Origin of the sequence: Cellulomonas uda (assembly GCF_006538705.1) — a bacterium.
GTDB lineage: Bacteria > Actinomycetota > Actinomycetes > Actinomycetales > Cellulomonadaceae > Cellulomonas > Cellulomonas uda.
The window spans coordinates 61,400-83,105 of sequence record NZ_BJLP01000007.1; the positions used below are offsets into that span (position 1 = coordinate 61,400).

Genomic DNA, 21,706 nt, shown 5'->3' on the forward strand with positions numbered 1-21,706 from the left:
TGGGTCCTCGCCACGCTAGGCAGAGGTCCTGCGGACCGGCACCTCGAACGGTCGTCGACCTGGTGGGAGACGTCCCGCGGGGAACCGGCCAGAGGTGGGCAGAGACCCGAAGAGACAGGAAGAGACCCGCTCGCGGCCGCCGCGCTCGCCCGCACAGGGCGTCCGTGGCGTCTGGGCGGGGCTCTCGCCTCACGCTCGCGACGCGGGTCTCAGGTCGCCGCGACGGGTCGCGGCCTGGTGCTGGTCCTAGGTGTCGGCCCTAGGCGTCACGGCCCTAGGTGTCGGCCGCGCGGACGTCGCACATGCTCGCTCACCCCTTGATGTCCTGCCCCCGCACGCCTCGACGCGTGCCCGGACCCGGCAACGGCCGGTCGGGGCATCGCACCTCGACCGGTCGGCACGTCGACCATAGGCCGCCCCGGCCGGCCCCGCATGTCGAGCGCCCCGCACGGGCCGCGCGCCGCCGCCTCCCTGCACGTGCGGGTACCGGTCGCGCACCGCAGGATGGGGCACGGACCGACGGCGAGGAGGAGCCCATGGGTGGCGTGGACGAGGTGCTGCAGCGCTCGGGGAGGACGGCGCGCGGCGCCGTGGCGCGGCTCGAGGAGTCCGCGGCGCTCGACCGGCCCGCGACGGTCGTCCGGGCGGTCGCACGTGCGGTGCTACGGCCGCGCGCACTGTCCGACGTGCTGCGCGGCGTGCCCGCCGGTCACCCCGCGCACCCGCCGCTCACCGACGTGCCGATCGGGCTCTGGCTCTCCGCGAGCACGCTCGACCTGCTCGCACCCGTCGCGGGGCGCCGCGCCGCGGACCGGCTGGTCGGGCTCGGCGTCCTCGCTGCGACGCCGACGGCGCTGACCGGGTTGGCGGACTGGGGCACGAGCGAACGGAGCGACCCGGCGGTGCGGCGCGTCGGCGTCGTGCACGGCGTCGCGAACCTCGCCGCGCTGGCCTGCTACTCGACGTCGTGGGTGCTGCGCCGCCGCGGGCACCGGGCGGCGGGCGTGCTCGCGGGCCTCGCGGGTGGTGCGGTCCTGGGCGTCGGCGGCTACCTCGGCGGCCACCTGGCGCTGGTGCGCGGTGCGCCCCACCAGGACCCGGTCCCGCGCGAGGTGGACCGGGTGGCGACCGGCGTGAGCCGCACGGCGTCGCACGAGGCCACGGCGGACCTGTTCGACCCGGTGGCCGTCGACGAGTCGAAGCGCAGCACCACGGACCACGCCGAGATCCGCACCTGGGTCGAGGCACAGGGCGGCCGGCCCGCGCTCGTCCCGCCGCTCGGGCGCGGCGAGCCGCCCGTGCCGGCGGTGATCTTCCCGAGCGGGCCGAGCGGCCACGGCGCGGTCCCCGCGACGTGGCAGGAGTGGTTCGACGCGTTCGACCGCGGCGGTCTCGCGTTCGTCCGCCCGGCACGGCTGACCGACGCGCCGCCGTTCTTCGAGCTCACCCAGGCCTGATCGGGCGGGTGCCCGCCGGGGTCCGCCGGCGGTGTGAGGACCCGCGTTCGCTTGCCCTGGACGCGTCCGCCAACGTACCGTCGTGAGCGCGGCCCGTACCGGGGCGGCATGCGAGGTGGCCTGCGACGCCCTCCGCTCAGGCGGGCGATCAGCCGTATCCTGCCCGCGACGGAGCACGTCGAGAGGCAGCGGATGACGGAGAGGCTCGACCCTGAGCTCGCCGGGATCGGCGCGGATCTTCCCGACGACGGCTTCGACGACCTGCTGGGCCGCCGCCCGGCATGGCGCGAGCGTGCCTCGACCTCGACCTCGATCTCGGGCGCGGACCGGGAGGCCGGCACGGACTCCGTGCTCGCCGACCTCGCGGCGCGGTACGAGGCCGAGCGGCTGAGCTGGCAGCTCGCCGTCACCGCGGGTGGGGTCGGCAGCTTCGACTGGGACCTGCGCACGGGTCGGCTCGCGTGGGACGACCAGCTCCTGACGATCTTCGGGGTGGACCGCGCGCAGTTCGCCGGGACGATCGACGCGTTCTACGCGCTCGTCGAGCCGGACGACCACGCGCGCGTCGCCGAGGCCGTCGAGGGGGCCATCGCGACGTGCGGGGCCTACGAGGCGGAGTACCGCGTGCTGCGCGGCGACGGGACGGTGCGCTGGGTCAAGGCGCGCGGTCTCGCGCTCGCGGGCCCGGACGGTCGAGCGGCCCGGCTCCTGGGCGCCGCGTACGACACGACGAGCGAGCGGGACGCCGAGGCGCGCATGGACCGCGTGCTCGAGACGATGCCGGGCGCGTTCCTCATCCTCGACGACGAGTGGCGGTTCCGGTACGTGAACTCCTCGGGCGAGCGCCTGCTCGGCCGCCCGCGCGACGAGCTCGAGGGCGGGGTGCTGTGGGAGCTGTACCCGTTCGTCGTCGGCACGCAGGTCGAGGAGAGCTACCGCGCGGCGGTGCGCGACGGGAAGCCGCGGATCTTCGAGGTCGGCTCCGAGCTCCACCGCGGGCACTGGTACGAGGTCCGTGCGTGGCCGGGACCGGACGGGCTGTCGGTGTACTTCGACGACGTCACCGAGCGGCGCGCGGCGCAGGACGAGGCGCGCGCGGCGCGTGAGCTCGAGCAGGCGTCGTCGCGACGCCTGGCGCTGCTCTCCGAGGTGGGCGACCACCTGAGCTCGACGCTCGAGACGGAGGAGGCGGTCCGCCGCCTCGCGCGGCACCTGGTCCCGACGTTCGGGTCGTGGTGCCTCGTTACGATGTCCGAGGACCAGCGCCACCTGCGGGACATCGCGGCGTGGCACGAGGACCCGACGCGCCGCGCGACCGTCGCCCGGTACGCGTCGCTGCGCATCGACTCGCTCGCACCGGACGCGTACCTGTTCCGCACGCTGCGCACCGGTGAGCCCGTCGTCGTGCCGGACGCGACCAGCTCGATCGTCCGCGTGCTGTCCGGCGGTGCGCGGGACGTGCTGCGCGAGCTGGCCCCGCGCACGGCCTACGCCGTCCCGATGCGCTCACGCGGGCGGACGGTGGGTGCGATCACGATCTTCCTCGACGAGGGCTCGCCCGACCTCGGCACCGAGGACCTCGCGCTGCTGGTGCAGCTCGCGGACCGCGCGGGGCTCGCGCTGGAGAACGCGCGCCTTTACGAGCGTCAGCGGGAGATCGCGGTCGCGCTGCAGCGGTCGCTGCTGTCCGCGCCCGCGCAGAGCGAGGACCTCGACGTCGTCGTGCGGTACGTCGCGGCGGCGGAGGCCGCTCAGGTCGGCGGCGACTGGTACGACGCGTTCGTGCAGCCGTCCGGGCACACGGTCGTCGCTATCGGCGACGTCATGGGCCACGACACCCCCGCGGCGGCGGCCATGAGCCAGCTGCGCACGCTCCTGCGCGGCGTCGCGCACACCACGAGCGGCACGCCCGCGCAGGTGCTCGCGGCGCTGGAGTCGGCGAGCGCCGCGCTGCGCGTCGACGCGATGGCGACCGCGGTCGTCGCTCGGTTCGAGCCGGCCGACGACGACGACCTGACGACCATGCGGTGGACCAACGCGGGGCACCTGCCGCCGCTGCTCGTGCTCCCCGACGGCTCGGTGAGCCTGCTCGAGCCGGGACGTCCCGAGCTGGTCCTGGGCCTCGACCCGGGCACCACGCGCACCGACCGGACCACGACCGTGCCCCGCGGCTGCACGCTGCTGCTGTACACCGACGGGCTCGTGGAGCGCCGGGGCGAGCACCTGCGCCGGGGGCTCGCGCGGCTGGTCGACGAGGTCACGCGGCTCGTGCCGCTCGCGCGCATGTCGGGGCCCACGGGTGCGCTCGACCTCGAGCGACTGGTGGACGACCTGCTGGGCCGCATGACCGCCGGGCCGCCGGACGACGACATCGCGGTACTCGCGGTCCAGCTCCGCCCGCTCGGCGCCTGACCTCGGAGCCTGACCGCTGGACCTGACCATTGCACCTGATCTCGGTGCGGATGCGAGCGGCGCCGTGACGTGTGACGGTGTCCCTTGGTACGTCCCCGCCCGACGCGGGGAACCGCGGAGGACGCCATGACCGTGCGACGTCGCCTGCCGGGTCGGATCGACCTGGAGCCGGGCGTGCCCCCGATCTTGCGGGTCTCGGGTGACGTGGACTTCTCGACCGTGGACGGGTTCTGCGTCCGGCTCGGGGTGGACCAGGCCGGGGTGGGCCGGGTGCTCGCGAGCAAGGGCGTGCGGGAGATCGACCTGTCCGAGGCGACGTTCATCGACTCCGCCGTGCTGGGTCTCGTCGTCGGGATCGCGCCGTACCTGCGCCCGGACCGGCTGCGGCTGCGGGGTGCGTCGGGAGCGCCGCTGGCGGTGCTCGAGATCACGGGCGTCGACCGGCTCGTCGACCTGGGCTGACGCGCGGCCGCGGTCCGGGTGCGCGCCCCCGGCGCCCGTCGCCGTGCGGCGTGCGCGGCTGCGCCCTGACGACGCTTCGGTAGCGTCGCGCTGTCAGCGGTGCGCGTGCGCGACCGCGGCGAGGTGCCGGCGGACCGCGGGCAGGGCGTCGGCCACCTCGCGTGCGAGGTAGCCCGCGGCCCCCTGCTCGTACGAGAGCTGCGCACCCGCGCCGGTGTGCAGCGCGACGCCCCACACCGCCGCGTCGACCCGCGGGAGCCCCGCGGCCAGGAGACCCGCGACGGCGCCCGCGAGCACGTCGCCGCTGCCCGACGTCCCGAGCCCCGGCGTCGTGGCGTCCGCGGCCCGGACGTCGCCCGCGGGGTCCGCGACGGCGCTCGCGGCGACGACGACCGCGTCCAGCCGGGCCGCGAGGCGAGCGGCCGCCTCGCGCTCGTCGTCCGGTCGGTCCTCGCCGAGCAGTCGGTCGAGCTCGGCCCCGTTGGGCGTCAGCACCGCGCGGCCGCGCACGCGGTCCTGGAGGTCCGGTGCGTCGGCGAGCACTCCGAGCGCGAACGCGTCGAGCAGCAGCGGCACGCGCGGCCCCGCCGTCTCGACGACCTGACGCAGCAGGCGTAGCGAGTGCTCCGGGTCCGCCAGTCCCGGCCCGACGAGCACCGCGTCGGCGCCCGCGAGCTCGTCGAGCGCCTCGGCGTCGCAGCCCTCGTCCTGCGACCAGGTGAGCACGCCGGCCTCGAGCACCGCGACCGCCGCGGGCGTCGCCGCGGCCTCGTCGACGACGAGCGTGAGCCGCCCCGCGCCCACCCGCAGCGTCGCGATCCCCGCGAGCAGAGCCGCGCCGACCGTCGCGCGCGCACCACCGACCACGACGACGCGCCCGCGCGCGTCCTTGCTGCCCGTCGCCGCCGGCAGCGGCATCCCCGCCAGCAGCGTGGCGTCGATCGGGGTGGTCGACCCGCTCATCGCACCTCTCCCGCGTGCTCGGTGACGGGCGCCCCGACGTCGCGCAGGTGCGCCACGTCGTCGAACCGCTCGGCGCTCCAGACGCCGCCGCGGCGCACGAGCGTCGTGAGCGACGCGTTGCGTACGCCGTGCTCACGCACGAGCTCCATGACGCCCTCCTCGTCGAGCCGCTCGAGGACGTAGCGCAGCAGGACGACGACCGCGTCGTGCGTCACGACGAGCAGCGGGCCCTCCTCGTCGCGCACGTCCGTGACCCAGGACCGCAGGCGCAGCGCGACGTCGAGCCACGACTCGCCGCCCGCCGGCCGGTGGTAGAGCTTGCCGAGGTGCCGGCGCGCCGCCGCCTCGTCGGGGTGCAGGCGCTCGACGCCCCGGCGCGTGAGCCGGTCGAGCACGCCGAGCTCGCGGTCCCGCAGGCGGTCGTCCGTCCGCACGGGCAGGTCGAGACCGGCGCGCTCGAGCGCGAGCCGCGCGGTCTGCCGCGCGCGCACGTACGGCGAGGACCACACGGCGACCGGACGCTCGTCGGGGTCGAGGTCGCGCAGCGCGACCCCGAGCGCCGCCGCCTGCTCCGCGCCGAGCGGTGACAGCGGGGTGTCCGCGTCCCGGTGATCGAGCTCGAGGCGGTCCAGCCCGCGGCGGTCCGCGTCGCGCGCCGCGACGTTCCCGGCGCTCTCCCCGTGCCGCACGGCGTGCACGACGAGCGGGCGGGGGTCGGCGGGAGCGGGGGAGGCCTGGGTCTCGGGTGTCGTGCGCACCGGTCCACGTTCGCACCCGGGCGCGCGGCCCGCACGAGGAGCGGGCGGGTTCGAGATGCCGTGCGCCGGGCGGTCGCGCACGATCGAGGGGACCGCACGAGAGGAGACCGAGATGTCGCAGCCGCAGGAGCGAGAGCACCCGGTGGAGCCCGCCGAGGGTGCGCCGGAACCCGGTGCGCCGGGCACGCAGGGCGAGGCGGGGACGGACGAGCGTGAGCATTCCCAGGACCCGGCGGAGGGCGGCGAGCAGTAGCGGTCGCACGGACCTGCGGGAGTCCCTCGCGCGGACCGGCGGCTGCGCCGGCCCGCGCGGGCCTGTCCGGGAGGGCGGATGAGCGTCGCCGTCGGGACGTCGGGGTGGTCGTACGACCACTGGACCGACGTGCTCTACCCGCCCGGGATGCCGCCCGAGCACCGGCTCGCGCGCTACCTGCAGGAGTTCGAGACCGTCGAGCTCAACGCGAGCTTCTACCGGTGGCCGCGGGACGCGGCCTTCGCCTCGTGGCGGCGCCGCCTGCCCGAGGGCTTCCGGATGACGGTCAAGGCGCCCCGCGGGCTCACGCACGCGCGTCGGCTGTACGGTCCCGAGGCGTGGCTCGGGCGGGTCGAGCGCGGGTTGCACGAGCTGCGGGGCCGGCGCGGTGCGCTCCTCGTCCAGCTGCGCCCCGACCAGGAGCGTGACGACGCCCGGCTGGACTGGTTCCTCGCGCGCGTCCCGCCGTGGGTGGACGTCGCCGTCGAGCTGCGGCACCCGAGCTGGCAGGTCGACGAGGTGTTCGAGCTGCTCGCGCGGCGCCGCGCCGCGTACGTGGTGCTGAGCGGGGCGGGGCTGCCGTGCGTGCTGCGCGCGACGGCGCCGCTCGTCTACGTGCGGCTGCACGGTCCCGATCACCATCACCTGTACGCGGGCTCGTACTCCGACGAGGACCTCGGCTGGTGGGCGCAGCGGGTGCGCGAGTGGCAGCGCGGCGGGCACGACGTGCTCGCGTACTTCAACAACGACGGCGGCGGGAACGCGGTGCGCAACGCGCGCACGCTGCGTGACCTGCTGCGCTGAGCGTCAGGGCGCGGGGGCCGCGTCGCCCTCGTCGTGCGCGCCCTCGCCGTGCGCCGCCTCGTCGTGCGCCTCGTCGTGACCGCCCCGCACGTGGTGCACCAGGTGCACCACGCCGACGACGACCGCGCCCACGATGACGCCGACGAGCGCCGCGACGAGCGTGCCGACCAGCCAGGTGAGGACCCCGCCCACCCCCGCGACGCCGTGCACGGCCTCCTCGAGGTGGTGCACCACGTCGTGCGGCCAGTGCCAGCCGAGCTCGTCGACGCCCGAGAGCAGGATGTGCCCACCCACCCAGAGCATCGCGACCACGCCGACGACCGACAGCACCGAGAGCACCTTCGGCATCGCGGCGACGAGCCCGCGCCCGAGCGCGGCGCTCGCACCGAACCGCGTCTGCGCGAGGCGCAGCCCGACGTCGTCCATCTTCACGATGACCGCGACCACGCCGTACACGAGAACCGTCATGAGCAGCGCGACGACCACCAGGATCGCGGCGCGCGAGGCCAGCCCCTCGTCGGCCACCTCGTTGAGGGAGATGACCATGATCTCGGCGGACAGGATGAAGTCGGTGCGGATGGCGGCGCCGATGAGCCGCTTCTCGGCGGCCGCGCCGTCCTCCTCCGCGGCGACGGGGACCTCCTTGCCACCGTGCCCGGTCACGGCCTCCCACAGCTTCTCGGCGCCCTCGAACGCGAGGTACGTCCCGCCGACCATGAGGATCGGGGTGAGCAGCCAGGGCAGGAACTGGCTGAGCAGCAGTGCCGCGGGGAGGATGAACAGCAGCTTGTTGCGCAGCGAGCCCCGCGCGATCCGCCAGATGATCGGCAGCTCGCGCTGCGGCGAGACGCCCGTGACGTAGCGCGGGGTGACCGCGGTGTCGTCGATGACGACGCCCGCGGCCTTGGCGCTCGCGCGCCCGGCGGCCGCGCCGACGTCGTCGACCGACGCCGCGGCGAGCTTCGCGAGCGCCGCGATGTCGTCGAGCAGTGCTGCCAGTCCGCCTGCCATGAGCCGCCTTCGTCGTCGTGCCTACCGGGGTGTGCCGCATCCTGCCAGCAGGACGCCCTGACGGTGCGTCATGTCCACACGCCCGGCGGGCGAGGGCGCGGCGGGCGGGTGGGGACCGGCCGCCTCACGCGTCGGGCGCGCCGGCGCGCGTCGGCTCGGGCTCGGTGGACGGGGTGCCGCGGCGGGCGGACCACCGCGCGAGGGCGTACAGGACGACGCCGAGCGCGAGCAGGACGCCCGCGAGCAGCCAGTGCCGCGCCTGCTGCTGGGTGAGCAGCCCGAGGCACGTCGCCGCGGCGAGCACCGGCAGGGCGGTCCAGGCGCGGAAGTGGTCGTGCCCCACGTGGTCGCGGCGCAGCACGAGCACCGCGACGTTCGTGCTCAGGAACACGAGCAGGAGCAGGAGGACGACCGTGGACGCGAGGTCGACGAGCGAGCCCGTGGCGGTCAGCACCATCGCGACCGCGGTCGTCGCGACGATCGCGACGACGGGCGTGCGGCGCCCCGGCAGGACGCGTGCGAACACCGACGGCAGCAGACCCTCGTCGGCCATCCCGTACGCGAGCCGGCTCGACATGATCATGGTGAGCAGCGCGCCGTTGGCCACCGCGACCAGCGCGATCACGGAGAACACCTCGAGCGGCATGCCGCCGGCCGCCTCGACGACCTCGAGCAGCGGCCCGCTGGACTCCTGGAGCTGCCGGGGCGGGACCGCCGCGGGTGCGACGAGACCGACGAGCAGGTACACGACGCCCGCGGTGGCGAGCGCGCCGAACAAGGCGCGCGGGTACACGCGCCGCACGTCGCGCACCTCCTCGGCGATGTTCGCCGAGGTCTCGAACCCGACGAAGGAGTAGAACGCGATCAGGGCGCCGCCCAGCGTCGCGGCGGCCACCCCGGTTCCCTCGGGCAGCTGCGTCAGGCGCGAGGCGTCGCCGTCGCCGCGACCGAGCACGAGCGCGCCGAGCACGACGACGAGCACGAGCCCGCTCACCTCGATCGCGGTCATCACCACGTTGGCGCGCAGCGACTCCTTGATGCCACGGGCGTTGAGTGCGGCGACGAGCGCGAGGAAGACGATCGCGGTGGGCACCGCGGGCACGTCGAGGAACGTGCCGAGGTAGTCGCCCGCGAACGCGAGGGAGAGCCCGGCGGCGGACGTCACGCCCGCGGCGAGCATGCTGAACCCGACGAGGAAGGACAGCAGCGGCCGGCCGTACGCGCGCTGCGCGTACACCGCGGACCCGCCGGCCTGCGGGTACTTGGTGACGAGCTCGGCGTAGGACGCCGCGGTGAGCAGAGCCATCAGCAGCGCGACGAGCAGCGGCAGCCAGAGCATGCCGCCCGACTCCGCCGACATCTCGCCGACGAGCGCGTACACGCCCGCGCCCAGCACGTCGCCCAGGATGAACAGGAACAGCAGCGGGCCGGTCACGGCGCGCCGCAGACGGGTCGGACGCCCGTCCGTCGCGGGTGCGGTGGTCATGAGGTGGTGAAGCCGATCGCCTTGTGCGTGCCGTCGCAGTAGGGCGCGATCGCGGAGCTGCCGCAGCGGCACAGCGCCACGGTGCGCCGCCGCCGCGGCAGCGGACGGCCCTCGTCGTCGACGATCTCGACGTCGCCGCGCACGAGGATCGGGCCGTCGGGGCACGCGACGATCCGCGGCGGTGCGAAGCGGTCCGGCCGGGGTGCGGCGCCCTCGGGCGGGGTAGCGGGCTGCGTCGTCGTCACGCCGCCTCCCGCAGCGAGGACCGGCCGTGCTCCCACGCGTCGAGCACGTGCGCCGCGACGAGCTCGTCGAGGTACAGGCAGACCGCGGCGCCGAACAGGATGTCCGGCACGAGCGCGGGCTCCTGCTCGGCCAGCCCGCCCGCGAGGTCGCGGCCCGCGATCTGCTCGTGGACCGCGTCGGCCTCGACGTGCTCGTCGAAGTACCAGGTCGTGTCGGGGCCGAGCCCGTGGCGCCGGAACCCGTCGCCGTACAGGCGGTTGGGCAGCGAGCTCGTCATCTCGAACGCGGCCAGGTGGCCGGTGATCGCACCACGCAGACGCCGGTGCAGGCCCAGCAGCGACATCGCGTTGACGGAGGCGAGCGTGACGGCCGGGACCTGGTCGACGAACGCCCCGAAGGTCGCGTCGAGCCCCGCGCCGCGCATCGCGACCGCGAACAGCTCGCAGTGCATGCGCTCGGGTGCGCCGCCGCCGTACTCGTCCGCCTGGATCTCGACGAGCGCCGCCTTGGCACCACCCTCGAGGCGCGGGATCGCCCACGTGTGAGGGTCGGCCTCCTTGAGCTGGTAGACCGATCGGTGCACCAGGAGCTCGTCGAGCTGGTCGCGCGTCGCACGCCGTCCGACGAAGCGCGCGAGGCTCGGCCCCGGACCGGGCGCCGTCATCGCGAACAGGGCGTCCGCGACCGCGCGCCGGTCGGCCGGGACGCCCGTGGGGGTCTCGACGCGACCGCGCAGGACCCGCTCGAACGCGTCCTCCAGCACGGCGCGGGCGCGCAGCAGGTCCGGGTCCCACTCCCACCGGTCGTCCACGCCGGCGACGCCGCGGTAGTGCAGCTCGTACAGGACGAACAGCGTCAGCTGGACGTCGTCGTCGCGCAGCAGGTCGGTGGTGGACGCCACCGCCTCCCGAGCGGCGACGAGGAGGGCGGCGCGGTCGTCCTCGGGAACCGTGTCGGGCGCTGCCGCGAGCACGGGCAGAACGCGTGCGCTCAGCGGCCCCCGGGGCCCGGGTGCTCGCATGGCGCCTCGCGCGGCGCCGACGGTGACCGTCGTCATCGCTGCCCTCGGCGACCGACGAGGGGCGCCTCGACGCTCGTCCCGTCCGTCGCGGGGCCCGTCGGCGCGCCTCGACCCGAGGTCCGACCCGTCGTCCACATCAGCACCCGGACAGGCTGCCACGGCCCCGGCGAGGCCGCCTCCGGGGACGTGCGCCCCCGCGGATCGCGGCCCCGGATGCGGGACGGTCGATGCTGTGCCCACCCTGGAGACCACCGACCCTCAGGAGGACGCCCATGCGCGCCATGGTCTACCGCGGTCCGTACAAGGTCCGCGTCGAGGAGAAGGACGAGCCGCGCGTCGAGCACCCCAACGACGCGGTCGTGCGGGTGACGTGCGCCGCGATCTGCGGCTCCGACCTGCACCTCTACCACGGGATGATGCCGGACACGCGGGTCGGTCACACGTTCGGGCACGAGTTCGTCGGGGTCGTCGAGCAGGTCGGTCCGTCGGTCGAGAACCTGCGCGTCGGCGACCGGGTGATGGTGCCGTTCAACATCTTCTGCGGCTCGTGCTTCTTCTGCGCGCGCGGCCTGTACTCGAACTGCCACAACGTGAACCCGAACGCGACGGCGGTCGGCGGCATCTACGGGTACTCGCACACGACCGGCGGCTACGACGGCGGCCAGGCCCAGTACGTGCGCGTCCCGTTCGCCGACGTGGGCCCCTCGCCGGTCCCCGACTGGCTGCCCGACGAGGACGCCGTCCTGATGACGGACGCGCTCGCCACCGGGTACTTCGGCGCGCAGCTGGCGGACATCGCCGAGGGCGACACCGTCGTCGTGCTCGGGGCCGGGCCCGTGGGGCTGTTCGCGGCGCGGTCCGCGTGGCTCATGGGGGCGGGCCGCGTGATCGTCGTCGACCAGCTCGAGCACCGGCTGGCGAAGGCCCGCGAGTTCGCGTACGCGGAGACGCGCAGCTACGCGGAGCACGACGACATCGTCGTCGAGCTCAAGAAGGCGACCGACGGCCTGGGCGCCGACCGCGTCATCGAGGCCGTGGGAGCCGAGGCGGACGGCAACCTGGTCCAGCACGTGACGGCCGCCAAGCTCAAGCTCCAGGGCGGCTCCCCGGTCGCCCTGAACTGGGCGATCGACGCCGTGCGCAAGGGCGGCACGGTGTCCGTCATGGGCGCCTACGGGCCGCTCTTCTCCGCCGTGAAGTTCGGCGACGCGATGAACAAGGGGCTGACGATCCGCACCAACCAGGCCCCGGTGAAGCGACAGTGGCCGCGGCTGCTCGAGCACGTCCGCAACGGGTACCTCACGCCGTCGGACATCGTGACGCACCGGTTCCCGCTCGAGCACATCGCCGAGGCCTACCACGTGATGTCCGCGAAGCTCGACGGGTGCATCAAGCCCCTCGTCGTGCCCGCCTGAGGAGAGGTGACACCGATGACGACCCCCGCCGACGACGCGACGCCGACGCACGCCCCGTACACCGCCGACCGCCCTCCGCTGCGCGAGACCCCCGACCAGCTGCGCGCCCGCATCCCCGGGTGGGGTGCCGACCTCGACCCGGCCGACCGGCCCTCGTACCCGCGCGAGCGCACCGACCTGCCGCGTGCGCGCTGGAACTTCCCCGAGCGGCAGGAGCAGACGTCCCCGCGTGAGCGGTCGCTCGAGCACCTGGAGCTCACGCCCGTGTTCGGGACCGCGCAGCCGCTGACGGGCGTCGCGGGGGCGATCCGCCGCTACTCGTACGAACGGTTCAGCGAGGGCCGGGCCGCGCACTGGCTGCTGCTCATCGCGGCGGACCGCGTCGAGTCGACCGCGGCGCACTGGCGCTCGCTCGCGAGCACCCGGCCCGACGACCCCCTCACCGAGACCGGGGTCCTCTCGGAGGCGCACCGGCACCCGGTCGCGTCGCGACGGGGGAGGGTGGACGTGCGGCACCAGCCGCTCGACGTCCTGGTCGTCGCCGGCCCGTGGGTCGCGGCCGGGCTGGCCGCGGCGGTGGCGGTGCGGGCGGTGGTCCGCCGCCGTTGACCCGGCGTGACCCGGCGCGCGCGCTCGTCGACCGGCTCGCCCTTGACGCGCACCGGGCAGACCGACACGATGCGGACATCCCTCTACCTCGGTAGGGGAAGCGGGGGGCGGCTCTACATCGGTGTAGAACTCGTGGCGCTCCTGGGCGCACCGCCGCGCAGTCGGTCGACGAGGAGGAATCGATGGGGATGACTCGGCAGGGGGCCCGCGGACCGGGCGCAGGACGCCGCGCGGCGGCGACGATGACGGGGGTGGCGCTCGCGGTGGGTGCGTCGGTGACGAGCGCGCAGGCGGCGCAGGACGGGCCGGCTCCCGACGCATGGGTGTCGACCATCCCGGAGGGGTACCACCGGTTCACCGTCCCGCAGGCGGACGCGGAGGAGATCCTCGGCTCGCGGCCCCAGGTGCTCGAGCTGCAGGGCAACATCGGGCCCAGCGGCACGTGGGCGGACCTGGCGCTCGACCCGAGCGGGTCCAGCTACCAGGCGACGGTCGGCCCGCTCGCGCCGGGGCTGTACTACTACCAGTACACGGCCACCTGGGCGGACCGCACCAAGAAGTCGTTCCGCGAGCCCACGAGCCCCGTGGCCGTCACGTCCCACCCGACGTGGAACACGCTGTTCGTCCCCGGTCCGTCCGTGCAGTGGATGGCGGACCTGCCCGCCGGCGGCGACGTCGACGAGCTCACCTACCGCAGCCCGGTGACCGACGACGAACGCACCACCCTCGTGTGGACCCCTCCGGGCTACGACGCGCACCGCGCCGACGCGTACCCGGTGCTCTACCTGCTCGCCGACGGGTCGCAGACGGCGCAGGAGTGGGCCGAGCTGGGCCGCGCGCCGCAGATCCTCGACAACCTCGCGGCCGAGGGCCGGATCGAGCCCATGGTCGTCGTCATGGCCGACACCGGCGGGACGGACCCGCGCAGCGAGCTGCTCGACGGTGTGGTCGAGGCCGCACGCGAGGCCTACCACGTGACGGACGAGCCGACCGGCCAGGCCGTCGCGGGCATCGGCGACGGCGCCAACCACGCCCTGAACGTGCTGCGCAGCGACCCGGGCACGTTCGGGTCGGTGGGCTCGTTCTCGGGTCACCTGAACGGGACCATCGGCGTGGGCGTCGCCCGCGCGGTCAACGAGGGCACCGACCTGCTGCGGGTCTACGTCGGCAACGTGCTCGACCCGGCCTACAACCGCACGCACGCCCTCCTGCGCACGCTCGAGCGCGCCGGCGTCGAGCACGAGTTCGACGGTGTCGACCCCGACTCGGGCGCGACGTGGGACACCTGGCGCGAGGCGCTGCGCGACTTCGCGTCGCGTGTCTTCCAGGACGACGCCGACCCCGGCCCGCGCGAGGGCAACCTGCCCCTCGACGGCCCCTACGCGCCGCCCGCGGCCGGGTCGATCACCACCCCGCACATCGGCGAGCACGGCATCGTGACGTTCGAGACCGGCACCCAGTGGGCCGATGCGAAGGACGTCACCGTGTGGGCGAACTGGGCGCCGAACGGTGCCTGGTTCCGGGTGCCGATGACGAAGGTCGGGCAGCGCTGGCGGGTCTCCATGGGGCCGCTCGACGGGTTCTACTACTACCGCTACGTCGTCGACGGCGTGGACGAGAAGGACCCGCAGGACACGGTCAACACGCTCACCGGCGTGAGCCCGCTGTTCGTGCCCGGCACCACCGACCGGATGCTCTCGGACGTGCCCGCGGGGCAGGGCGGCGAGCTGTCCGTCCTCACGTACGACAGCAAGGTCGCGGGCGAGGAGCGCTCCGCGTACGTGTGGACGCCGCCGGGCTACGACGCCGACCGCGCCGAGCCGTACCCCGTGCTCTACCTCAACCACGGCGGTGGCCAGAGCTGGGGCGACTGGGTCGAGGTCGGCCGTGCCGCGCAGATCCTCGACCACCACTCGATCGACGGTGCGATCGTCCCGATGGTCGTCGTCATGGGCAACGGCAACGTGCCGGACTTCCCCGCGGAGCTGCTCGAGAACCTCGCACCGGCGGCGCGCGCGGAGTACAACATCGCGTCCGACGCCGACCGGCAGGCGCTCGCCGGTCTCTCGATGGGTGCGATGAACACGCTCAACACGTGGCTCACCCACCCCGGCGAGTTCGGCTGGATCGCCGCGTTCTCCGGTGGGCTGTTCTTCGGGACGCCGACGTTCGACCCCGAGGCGGTGAACGAGGGGACCACGTTCGCGCGCATCTACACCGGCGACGTCCTCGACTTCACGTACCAGGCGACGATGGACCTGCTCGACCTCCTCGAGGAGAACGGGATCGAGCACGAGTTCGCGGGTGTCACGCAGGGACCGCACGGGTTCGACACGTGGCAGAAGAACCTCGTCGACCTGCTGCCGCGGCTGTTCCGCAGCGAGTCCGCGCCCGGCATCCCCGTGCGCGCCGAGGTCCGCGAAGGCGCCCCGGGCGTGCTGGCCCTCTCGGTCGACGACGACGGCTCGGGCGTGACCCTGGACCAGGCCGCCAACCGCGGTGACCGCCTGCGGTTCACCGGCGCCCTGCCCATGGTCACCGTCACGGACTCGCGCTCCGTCGCGCAGGCCGGTGCGAGCGGCTGGGCCGTCGCCGGCATGGCGTACGCGTTCTCGTCCGGCTCCCGCACGCTCGACGCCGACCACCTCGGCTGGCGGCCGTTCGTGCGCGACCCGCGCGACGGCGTGGCCGCGGGGGCGCAGCGACCCACCGTGCTCGGCGGGGGAGACGGGCTCCTCGTCCCGGGCCGGCTCGCGTCGGCGACCCCGAAGGGCAGGTTCGGCTCGACGACGATGGGCGCGGACCTGTTCCTCGAGGTCCCCGTGGACACCGCGCCGGGCACGTACGAGGGTGCGCTGACGCTCTCGCTGTTCCCGGTCGACTGACCGCACGCACCAGCACGACGAGCACGGCGGGGCCGGTCGACGCCCCGCCGTGCTCGTCGGCGCACGAGGACACGTCGACGCACGTGCAGGAGGCAACCGTGCCCGTCATCCGCACCACCACGTCCGCCAGGCGGCGACGTCCGGCGTCGGCCGCTGCGCGGTGCGCGGCGTCCGCCGGCCTGCTCGTCGGGCTCGTGACGCTCTCGGCGACCGGCACGCACGCCGCCGACGCGACACAGGCGCCGGCCTCCAGCGGTTCGCCCGGCTCGTCGAGCGGTTCGTCGAGCGGTTCGGCGAGCGGGACGGTCACGTGGACCGTCGAACCCGCGACGGCGGACGGACCCGACGGGCGGATCTCGCTGCGGCACGCGCTCGACCCCGGGGCGTCGGTGGACGAGCACGTCGTCGTCACCAACTTCAGCGACCGGCCCGCGACGTTCCACGTCTACGCGGCCGACGGGACCGTCTCGGCCGACGGCGACTTCGACGTGCGCCCGAGCGAGGACGCACCGCGCGACTCGGGTGCGTGGGTCACGCTGCAGGCCCCGGAGGGCGCCGAGCCCGTGGCCGGCGGGGGGTTCCGCGTCGCGCTGCCCGCGGGCGGGTCGCTCGTGGTGCCGCTCACCGTCACGGTGCCGGCGCAGGCGCGGCCCGGTGACCACCCCGCGGGCGTCGTCGCCGAGCTGGTGGACGACGAGGCGGCCGTGCGGGTGGCGGCGCGGGTCGGGGTGCGGCTGCACCTGCGCGTGACGGGCGACATCCGCGCACGGGTGGCGCCCGACGACGTCGAGGTCCGCTGGGAGCCGTCGTGGAACCCGTTCGCGCCGGGCACCGCGCACGTGCGCTACGTGCTGCGCAACGAAGGTGACGTGCGGCTCGGCGCGCGCGCGGGCGTCACCCTGGCGGGCCCGGCCGGGACCGGCGAGGTCAGCGCCACCACGCAGGTCCGCGAGGTGCTTCCGGAGGGCTCCGCGTCCGTCGAGACGACCGTGCGGCTGTGGCCGCTGGTGCGCGCGTCCGGCGAGGTCGAGGCCGTGCCCGTGGTCGTCGGCGACGACGTCGTCGACGTCGCGCTCGCACCGTCCGCCGTGCCGGTCGTGGTGTGGGCGGTGCCGTGGGTGCAGCTCGTGCTGCTGCTGCTCGTCGTCGGCGTGCCCGTGCTCGTCGTGCGCCAGCGGCGCCGGTCGGCGCGGCGCGTGCAGGCGCGGATCGACGCGGCCCTCGCCGCCGCGGGCGTCGCCCCGCACGACGCGCCCGAGGTGGACCCCGACCCGGCCGCCGCCTGACGTCGACGCCGTGCCGCGCCTCCCGCCGGTCCGTCGCCGGGCAGGAATGGCACGGGGAGTGCGGGTCGTCCGACCCGCACTCCCCGTGCCCGTGCCCCCCGCGCGGTCAGCGGCCGATCATGCGGCCCGGCACGTCACCGTCGCCCCGGCGCCGGACCCGGTGCCCTGGAACCCGAAGCTCGTGCGCTCGCCCTGACGCAGCGTGCCGTTCCACGGTGCGTTGCCGAAGGTCACCGTGCCGGTGGTGCCGGACTGCGCGCTGCTCCACGAGCCCGCGACGGCCGCACCGTTGGGCAGCCGCACCTGCACCACCCACCCGTTCAGCGCGGTCCCGGCGGTCACGTCGATGTTCGCGACGAAGCCCTCGCCCCACTGGCTCGCGACCGTGTACGTCGCGGTGCACGCGCCGCCCACCGGGTCGTCGGTCCGGTCAGGCGTCGGCGTGGGGGTCGGCGTCGGGGTGGGAGTCGGCGTGGGAGTCGGCGTGGGCGTGGGAGTCGGTGTGGGCGTGGGGGTCGGCGTCGGGTCCGTCAGGACGAGGTTCTTCTGCCGGACGTCCCACTGCCCGCCGCACAGGCCGCAGTTCTGCCCGACGAACGCGCGTCCGGCCTGGGCGTCGCCCTTGAGCTGCCACGTGAACCAGAGCGTGCCGACCCGGGCGAACTCGCCACCGTTGTACTGGTCGTACGTGCCGCCGTGACCGACGGGCAGGTTGCCCATGAACGCGGGCAGGCTCGCGGGCAGCTTGCCCCAGTCGTCGATCGCGTTGCCGTACGCGATGTCGCCGGGTCCGCCGATGAAGTAGGCGATCGGGTCATCGAGACGGCGCAGCTGCCAGTCGTCGCCGTCGTTGAGCAGGCCGCTGGAGAAGATCGCGGTCGTCGTGACCCGCGGGTCGCCGGCGACCGCGTACGCCTCGAGACCGCCGCACGAGAAGCCCGCGACCGCGACCTCGCTCGTGTCGATGCGCCCGGCCAGCGCGCTGCCCGCACGGCTGTTCTCGGCGAACGCCCAGTCGATCGACTGCGTGAGCATCGTCGAGGTGGTGCTGCCCCCGCCGTTAGGGGAGCCGTTGGCGATGACGAGGAACCCGTGCGAGGCGATCTCCCGCAGGAAGTTGACCTGCGAGGTGCCGTTGCCGGAGCACCCGCCGTTGCCCCAGACCACGATGGGCAGGCGCTCGGCGGGGAGGTTCACGGGGCGGTAGATGGTGTGGCTCGGCAGCGAGCCGGCGGTCGAGTAGTCGGCCGGGTAGGGGCCGGACCCGCCCGGTGCCGCGGCCGCCGGTGCGAGCCCTGCGCCCAGCGCGCCGAGGGCGAGCGCGGCGGTCAGGCCCGCGCGGGTGAGCAGTCGTCGTCTCATGGGAGTCCTCCCTCGGAGGTGCGCGGACGCACCGATGCGTTCGTGTGCATCAACCGTCGCGGGAGTGACGAAAACTGTCGAGTACTTGTGCGGTGGTCCGGCGTCGCGGAAACGATTCGGCCGTCCTCACCCGCAACCAGTCGTCACCCGCAACCAGTCGTCACCCGCAGCCAGTCGTCACCCGCAACCAGTCGTCACCCGCGGCGTGGCGGCTGCGCGGGGTCGGTGGCGGCGACGAAGTACGTGACCCACCGGGCCGCGTCGGGCCAGGACGGCGCCGCGACCTCGACGAGGCGTCGTCGTGCCCCGGGCCCGAGCGCCGTGTGCACCTCGACGAGCAGGTCCCGGGCCGCTTGCACGGGCCAGTCGGCAGGGACGACGTCGGCCGGCAGGTCCGGGTGTCGCAGGACGAGCGAGCGCCACTGGTCCATGAGGCGTGTCCGGGCGACCAGCGCACCGGCGTCGTCGACCGCACCCGCGCGCACGGCGTGCAGCACCGGGGTGTGCGCCGCGAGGAACGCGCGGAACTCCTGCGCCACGCCCGCGAGGTCGTACGCGTCCGCCGGGCCCTGCGTGCCCGCGACGTCCTCGAACCGCACCCGCATGACCGACCACCGCGCCGCGTCGACGCCGCCGAGCACGTCCCGCAACGCCGCGAGGACCTCCTCGCGGACCCCCTCCGGGCTGATCCACACGCTGTCGTACAGCCGCGCGAACCCCGCCGAGGTCAGCACCTTGCGGACCGCGTGCCGCTCCGCGTGGCGTGACTCCGGCAGGGAGTACGAGACGGCGGTCCAGCGGTCGTCGGGTGCGACGGTGCGGGTCCCGTACGCGAGGAAGCGGTGCATCGTGGTCTGCCGCGCGATCGACGCGGTGGTCAGGTGGTACACGGTCGCCCGGCCGCGTCCGCGCGCCTCGACCAGCCCGCGCCGGGCCAGTCGGTTCAGCGCCGCCCGGGCGCTCGAGGCGCTGAACCCGAACTCCGCGAGCACCGCGTCGAGCGCAGCGGGCGGCAGCGGCGCGTCGGCGGAGTCGAGGTACTCGCCCAGGAGCGTCGCCAGCAGGTGCTGCGGGTTGGGGCCCGTCCGGGCCCGAGGGGCGTCGAGGTCGTCGTCGGCGCGGCTCGCCATGCGACGACCCTAGGCCCGAGCAGCCGAGCGCGGTGACGACGCGGGCGTCTGCCCCGCCGGGTATCCCGACGCTGACCGCCGGCGGAGGGTGTCACGGTCGACGCCCGGACATGCCGAAGGCCCCTGCGCTCGTCTGAGCGCAGGGGCCTTCGGGTTCTTGTAGCGGGGGCAGGATTTGAACCTGCGACCTCTGGGTTATGAGCCCAGCGAGCTACCGAGCTGCTCCACCCCGCGTCGGCTCGACAACCTTACGACAGACCTACCGAGCGGCCAAATCGTCCCGACGTGACCCGCGCCACGGGAGCGGCCCGAGTCGCACCGCGCCCTGCGCGACGACGACCCCGACGCCCACCAGGACGCCGCCCACCGGCTCGTGCCACGCGAGGTGCTCGCCGAGCACCGCCATGCCGAGCCCGACGCCGGCGACGGGCGTGAGGTAGGTGACGGTCGAGGCGCGCTGCGCGCCCCACGCGGCCACGACCTGCGTGTTCCACACGTACGCGATCCCGGTGCCGAGCACGCCGAGCGCGACGACGCTCAGCACCACCGACGTGGACAGCGTCACGGGCTCGCGCGCCACGACGGGTGCGAGCAGCAGCATGACGACCGCCGCGGTGCCCACCTGGCCGGCCGCGACGGTCGGTGCGGGCAGGTGCAGGGGAGTGACGAAGCGGCGCAGGTACGTCATGCCCAGGCCGTAGCACGCGGTCGCGCCGAGGCACGCGAGCACCGCGGCGACGGGCGCGCTCGCGGCCAGGTCGGACACGTAGGTCCAGGGCCCGACGATCACGACGACGCCGACGATGCCGAGCGCGAGCCCGACGCGCTGCCGGGCGGTGAGCCGCTCGGCGGGCAGGAGCGCCGCGGCGGCCGCGGCGGTCATGAGCGGGGTGGTCGCGTTGAAGATCGACGACAGGCCGGACGCGAGGTGCTGCCCGGCCCACGCGAACGCGATGAACGGCAGCACGCACAGCAGCAGACCGAGCGCGACGAGGTGGCCCCACGTGCGCGGGTCGCGCGGCCAGGAGGAGCGTGTGGCCAGGGCGACGACGACGAGTGCGAGCGCGCCGAGGACCGTGCGCGTGAGCGCGACCTGCACCGGCGCGAGACCCTCGAGCGCGACCTTGATGAGCAGGAAGCTCGAGCCCCAGATGAGCGCGAGCGCGAGGTACTTCACCACCATGCCCCGGGCGGCGGGGGCCGGCCGCACGAGGGTGTCGCCGGGCGCGTGCGCGGTGACCGCGGGCATGGGGGGCTGGCTCACGGGACGACGATCCGCTCGGTGACCCCCGTGAGGCAAGCGGATGTCGACATGACCGCGCGGCGCGCGGGTGCGCCCGCCTGCCTCAGCCCGTGCGCTTCGCGAGCTGGTACCCGCCCGCGTCGTAGACGACCTGCCACGTCGTGCCCGGGTGCCGGTCCGCCGCGTACTGCGCGATGTCCGACGGCGCGGGGTTCCACCCGCCGCCCTGCTGGTCGATGACCAGGAAGTCCGGCGCCGGGTTGTCGGCGTTGCCGACGTAGAACACGTCGTTGTGGTCGACGAGGTACGACATGAGGCCGATGTCGGTCTCCACCACCGACCCCTCGGGGATCAGGTCGAGCAGCCCGCGGGCCTCGACCGCGCGCGACGACGGGGCCCACAGGTCGTCGGGCCGGCCGAGGCGCGCGATGTCGAGCTGCGGCACGAGCATCGCCGCGACGACGACCGCCACGGGTGCGGCGGCCAGCGAGTAGCGCCGCAGCCAGCCGCGCGGTGAGCGCCGCGCGAGCAGGACGCCGTCGAGCAGCGCCGCGAACGCGATCGGCATGAGCACCGCGGAGTAGTGCCACGTGTGGCCGTAGTAGTAGTCGATGTCCGCGTAGAACCGCCACATGATCGTCGGCACAGCGATGAGCAGCACCGGCGAGCGCAGCCCGACGAAGCCGGTGACCGCGACGAGCATGAGCAGCGTGACGATCTTCGAGCCGTCGTCGACGAGCAGCGTGACCGCCGTCCAGGGGTGCGTGACGATCGCGGCGAAGTCGATCCGCGAGCCGTAGTCGTACTGGTCCTTGGTGTTGAGCGCGGGCAGCAGCACGGTCGTCGACAGGACGACCCAGGCGAGCCCCCACAGTGCGAGCCACGCCCCGAGCAGCGGCTCCC

At 74.8% G+C, this 21,706-nt stretch carries 19 protein-coding genes and 1 tRNA gene; 9 read left to right on the forward strand and 11 right to left on the reverse strand.

The features are described from left to right. Positions 1-536 precede the first annotated feature (536 nt). From CUD01_RS03455 to CUD01_RS03465, 3 genes are all read left to right on the forward strand, one after another. Positions 537-1,457 (forward strand): DUF2231 domain-containing protein, encoded by a 921-nt coding sequence (locus CUD01_RS03455; protein WP_141318726.1) that lies wholly within the window; start codon positions 537-539, stop codon positions 1,455-1,457. A 192-nt stretch (positions 1,458-1,649) separates the two neighbouring features. Beyond that, a complete protein-coding gene (locus CUD01_RS03460) occupies positions 1,650-3,869 on the forward strand; it encodes a SpoIIE family protein phosphatase (RefSeq protein WP_208404926.1) in 2,220 nt (739 codons plus the stop codon). A 126-nt stretch (positions 3,870-3,995) separates the two neighbouring features. Next, entirely contained in the window at positions 3,996-4,331 is a 336-nt protein-coding gene (locus CUD01_RS03465; RefSeq protein ID WP_141318728.1) for an STAS domain-containing protein, read from the forward strand. 93 nt (positions 4,332-4,424) lie between these two features. On the opposite strand, the gene CUD01_RS03470 is transcribed toward CUD01_RS03465, so the two are convergent. Both CUD01_RS03470 and CUD01_RS03475 read right to left on the reverse strand, forming a co-directional pair. Beyond that, entirely contained in the window at positions 4,425-5,294 is an 870-nt protein-coding gene (locus tag CUD01_RS03470) for an NAD(P)H-hydrate dehydratase (protein WP_141318730.1), read from the reverse strand. Further along, positions 5,291-6,052: a histidine phosphatase family protein gene (locus CUD01_RS03475; RefSeq protein WP_141318732.1), complete on the reverse strand. Its 762-nt coding sequence runs from the start codon at positions 6,050-6,052 to the stop codon at positions 5,291-5,293. The genes CUD01_RS03470 and CUD01_RS03475 overlap by 4 nt, the downstream gene beginning before the upstream one ends. A gap of 112 nt (positions 6,053-6,164) precedes the next feature. Between CUD01_RS03475 and CUD01_RS16395 the strand changes: the two genes are divergently transcribed. Both CUD01_RS16395 and CUD01_RS03480 read left to right on the forward strand, forming a co-directional pair. Beyond that, entirely contained in the window at positions 6,165-6,305 is a 141-nt protein-coding gene (locus CUD01_RS16395) for a hypothetical protein (protein ID WP_166771959.1), read from the forward strand. Between the two features lie 78 nt (positions 6,306-6,383). Then, positions 6,384-7,109: a DUF72 domain-containing protein gene (locus tag CUD01_RS03480; protein WP_141318734.1), complete on the forward strand. Its 726-nt coding sequence runs from the start codon at positions 6,384-6,386 to the stop codon at positions 7,107-7,109. A 3-nt stretch (positions 7,110-7,112) separates the two neighbouring features. Here CUD01_RS03480 and CUD01_RS03485 read toward each other — a convergent pair whose 3' ends face one another. From CUD01_RS03485 to CUD01_RS03500, 4 genes are all read right to left on the reverse strand, one after another. Next, the gene (locus CUD01_RS03485; protein ID WP_141318736.1) at positions 7,113-8,120 is read right to left on the reverse strand and encodes a DUF808 domain-containing protein; all 1,008 of its coding nucleotides are present in this window, start codon (positions 8,118-8,120) and stop codon (positions 7,113-7,115) included. Between the two features lie 124 nt (positions 8,121-8,244). After that, positions 8,245-9,606 (reverse strand): APC family permease, encoded by a 1,362-nt coding sequence (locus CUD01_RS03490; RefSeq protein WP_141318738.1) that lies wholly within the window; start codon positions 9,604-9,606, stop codon positions 8,245-8,247. Further along, positions 9,603-9,851 (reverse strand): CDGSH iron-sulfur domain-containing protein, encoded by a 249-nt coding sequence (locus tag CUD01_RS03495; protein ID WP_174773814.1) that lies wholly within the window; start codon positions 9,849-9,851, stop codon positions 9,603-9,605. Before CUD01_RS03495 ends, CUD01_RS03490 begins: the two co-directional genes overlap by 4 nt. Next, on the reverse strand, positions 9,848-10,873 hold the full coding sequence (locus CUD01_RS03500) for an iron-containing redox enzyme family protein (RefSeq protein ID WP_141318740.1): 1,026 nt from the start codon (positions 10,871-10,873) through the stop codon (positions 9,848-9,850). The genes CUD01_RS03495 and CUD01_RS03500 overlap by 4 nt, the downstream gene beginning before the upstream one ends. 272 nt (positions 10,874-11,145) lie before the next feature. Between CUD01_RS03500 and CUD01_RS03505 the strand changes: the two genes are divergently transcribed. From CUD01_RS03505 to CUD01_RS03520, 4 genes are all read left to right on the forward strand, one after another. Continuing rightward, the gene (locus CUD01_RS03505) at positions 11,146-12,288 is read left to right on the forward strand and encodes a zinc-dependent alcohol dehydrogenase (RefSeq protein WP_141318742.1); all 1,143 of its coding nucleotides are present in this window, start codon (positions 11,146-11,148) and stop codon (positions 12,286-12,288) included. 15 nt (positions 12,289-12,303) lie between these two features. Next, positions 12,304-12,897, forward strand: a complete 594-nt coding sequence (locus CUD01_RS03510; protein ID WP_141318744.1) for a hypothetical protein — start codon at positions 12,304-12,306, stop codon at positions 12,895-12,897. 182 nt (positions 12,898-13,079) lie between these two features. Continuing rightward, on the forward strand, positions 13,080-15,782 hold the full coding sequence (locus CUD01_RS03515) for an alpha/beta hydrolase (protein ID WP_141318746.1): 2,703 nt from the start codon (positions 13,080-13,082) through the stop codon (positions 15,780-15,782). Between the two features lie 98 nt (positions 15,783-15,880). Further along, positions 15,881-17,068, forward strand: coding sequence for a hypothetical protein (locus CUD01_RS03520; RefSeq protein WP_141318748.1), 1,188 nt, complete (start codon positions 15,881-15,883; stop codon positions 17,066-17,068). A 117-nt stretch (positions 17,069-17,185) separates the two neighbouring features. Here CUD01_RS03520 and CUD01_RS03525 read toward each other — a convergent pair whose 3' ends face one another. The 5 genes from CUD01_RS03525 to CUD01_RS03545 form a co-directional block, all read right to left on the reverse strand. Next, a complete protein-coding gene (locus CUD01_RS03525; protein ID WP_141318750.1) occupies positions 17,186-18,430 on the reverse strand; it encodes a cellulose binding domain-containing protein in 1,245 nt (414 codons plus the stop codon). Positions 18,431-18,624: 194 nt separating this feature from the next. Beyond that, positions 18,625-19,560, reverse strand: coding sequence for a PaaX family transcriptional regulator (locus tag CUD01_RS03530; protein WP_141318752.1), 936 nt, complete (start codon positions 19,558-19,560; stop codon positions 18,625-18,627). A 160-nt stretch (positions 19,561-19,720) separates the two neighbouring features. Then, positions 19,721-19,794 (reverse strand) — tRNA-Met (locus CUD01_RS03535). A gap of 25 nt (positions 19,795-19,819) precedes the next feature. Further along, positions 19,820-20,824, reverse strand: coding sequence for a DMT family transporter (locus tag CUD01_RS03540; protein WP_307722662.1), 1,005 nt, complete (start codon positions 20,822-20,824; stop codon positions 19,820-19,822). 82 nt (positions 20,825-20,906) lie between these two features. Then, positions 20,907-21,706 (reverse strand): DUF2079 domain-containing protein (locus tag CUD01_RS03545; RefSeq protein ID WP_141318754.1); only part of this gene is annotated, 800 nt, incomplete at its 5' end.

What these genes read in the sequence shown, in the direction of transcription:
- CUD01_RS03455 (WP_141318726.1), top strand. Translation starts at nt 537, where the DNA reads ATGGGTGGCGTGGACGAGGTGCTGCAGCGCTCGGGGAGGACGGCGCGC.
- CUD01_RS03460 (WP_208404926.1), top strand. Translation starts at nt 1,650, where the DNA reads ATGACGGAGAGGCTCGACCCTGAGCTCGCCGGGATCGGCGCGGATCTT.
- CUD01_RS03465 (WP_141318728.1), top strand. Translation starts at nt 3,996, where the DNA reads ATGACCGTGCGACGTCGCCTGCCGGGTCGGATCGACCTGGAGCCGGGC.
- CUD01_RS03470 (WP_141318730.1), bottom strand. Translation starts at nt 5,294, where the DNA reads ATGAGCGGGTCGACCACCCCGATCGACGCCACGCTGCTGGCGGGGATG.
- CUD01_RS16395 (WP_166771959.1), top strand. Translation starts at nt 6,165, where the DNA reads ATGTCGCAGCCGCAGGAGCGAGAGCACCCGGTGGAGCCCGCCGAGGGT.
- CUD01_RS03480 (WP_141318734.1), top strand. Translation starts at nt 6,384, where the DNA reads ATGAGCGTCGCCGTCGGGACGTCGGGGTGGTCGTACGACCACTGGACC.
- CUD01_RS03485 (WP_141318736.1), bottom strand. Translation starts at nt 8,120, where the DNA reads ATGGCAGGCGGACTGGCAGCACTGCTCGACGACATCGCGGCGCTCGCG.
- CUD01_RS03490 (WP_141318738.1), bottom strand. Translation starts at nt 9,606, where the DNA reads ATGACCACCGCACCCGCGACGGACGGGCGTCCGACCCGTCTGCGGCGC.
- CUD01_RS03500 (WP_141318740.1), bottom strand. Translation starts at nt 10,873, where the DNA reads ATGCGAGCACCCGGGCCCCGGGGGCCGCTGAGCGCACGCGTTCTGCCC.
- CUD01_RS03505 (WP_141318742.1), top strand. Translation starts at nt 11,146, where the DNA reads ATGCGCGCCATGGTCTACCGCGGTCCGTACAAGGTCCGCGTCGAGGAG.
- CUD01_RS03510 (WP_141318744.1), top strand. Translation starts at nt 12,304, where the DNA reads ATGACGACCCCCGCCGACGACGCGACGCCGACGCACGCCCCGTACACC.
- CUD01_RS03515 (WP_141318746.1), top strand. Translation starts at nt 13,080, where the DNA reads ATGGGGATGACTCGGCAGGGGGCCCGCGGACCGGGCGCAGGACGCCGC.
- CUD01_RS03525 (WP_141318750.1), bottom strand. Translation starts at nt 18,430, where the DNA reads ATGAGACGACGACTGCTCACCCGCGCGGGCCTGACCGCCGCGCTCGCC.
- CUD01_RS03530 (WP_141318752.1), bottom strand. Translation starts at nt 19,560, where the DNA reads ATGGCGAGCCGCGCCGACGACGACCTCGACGCCCCTCGGGCCCGGACG.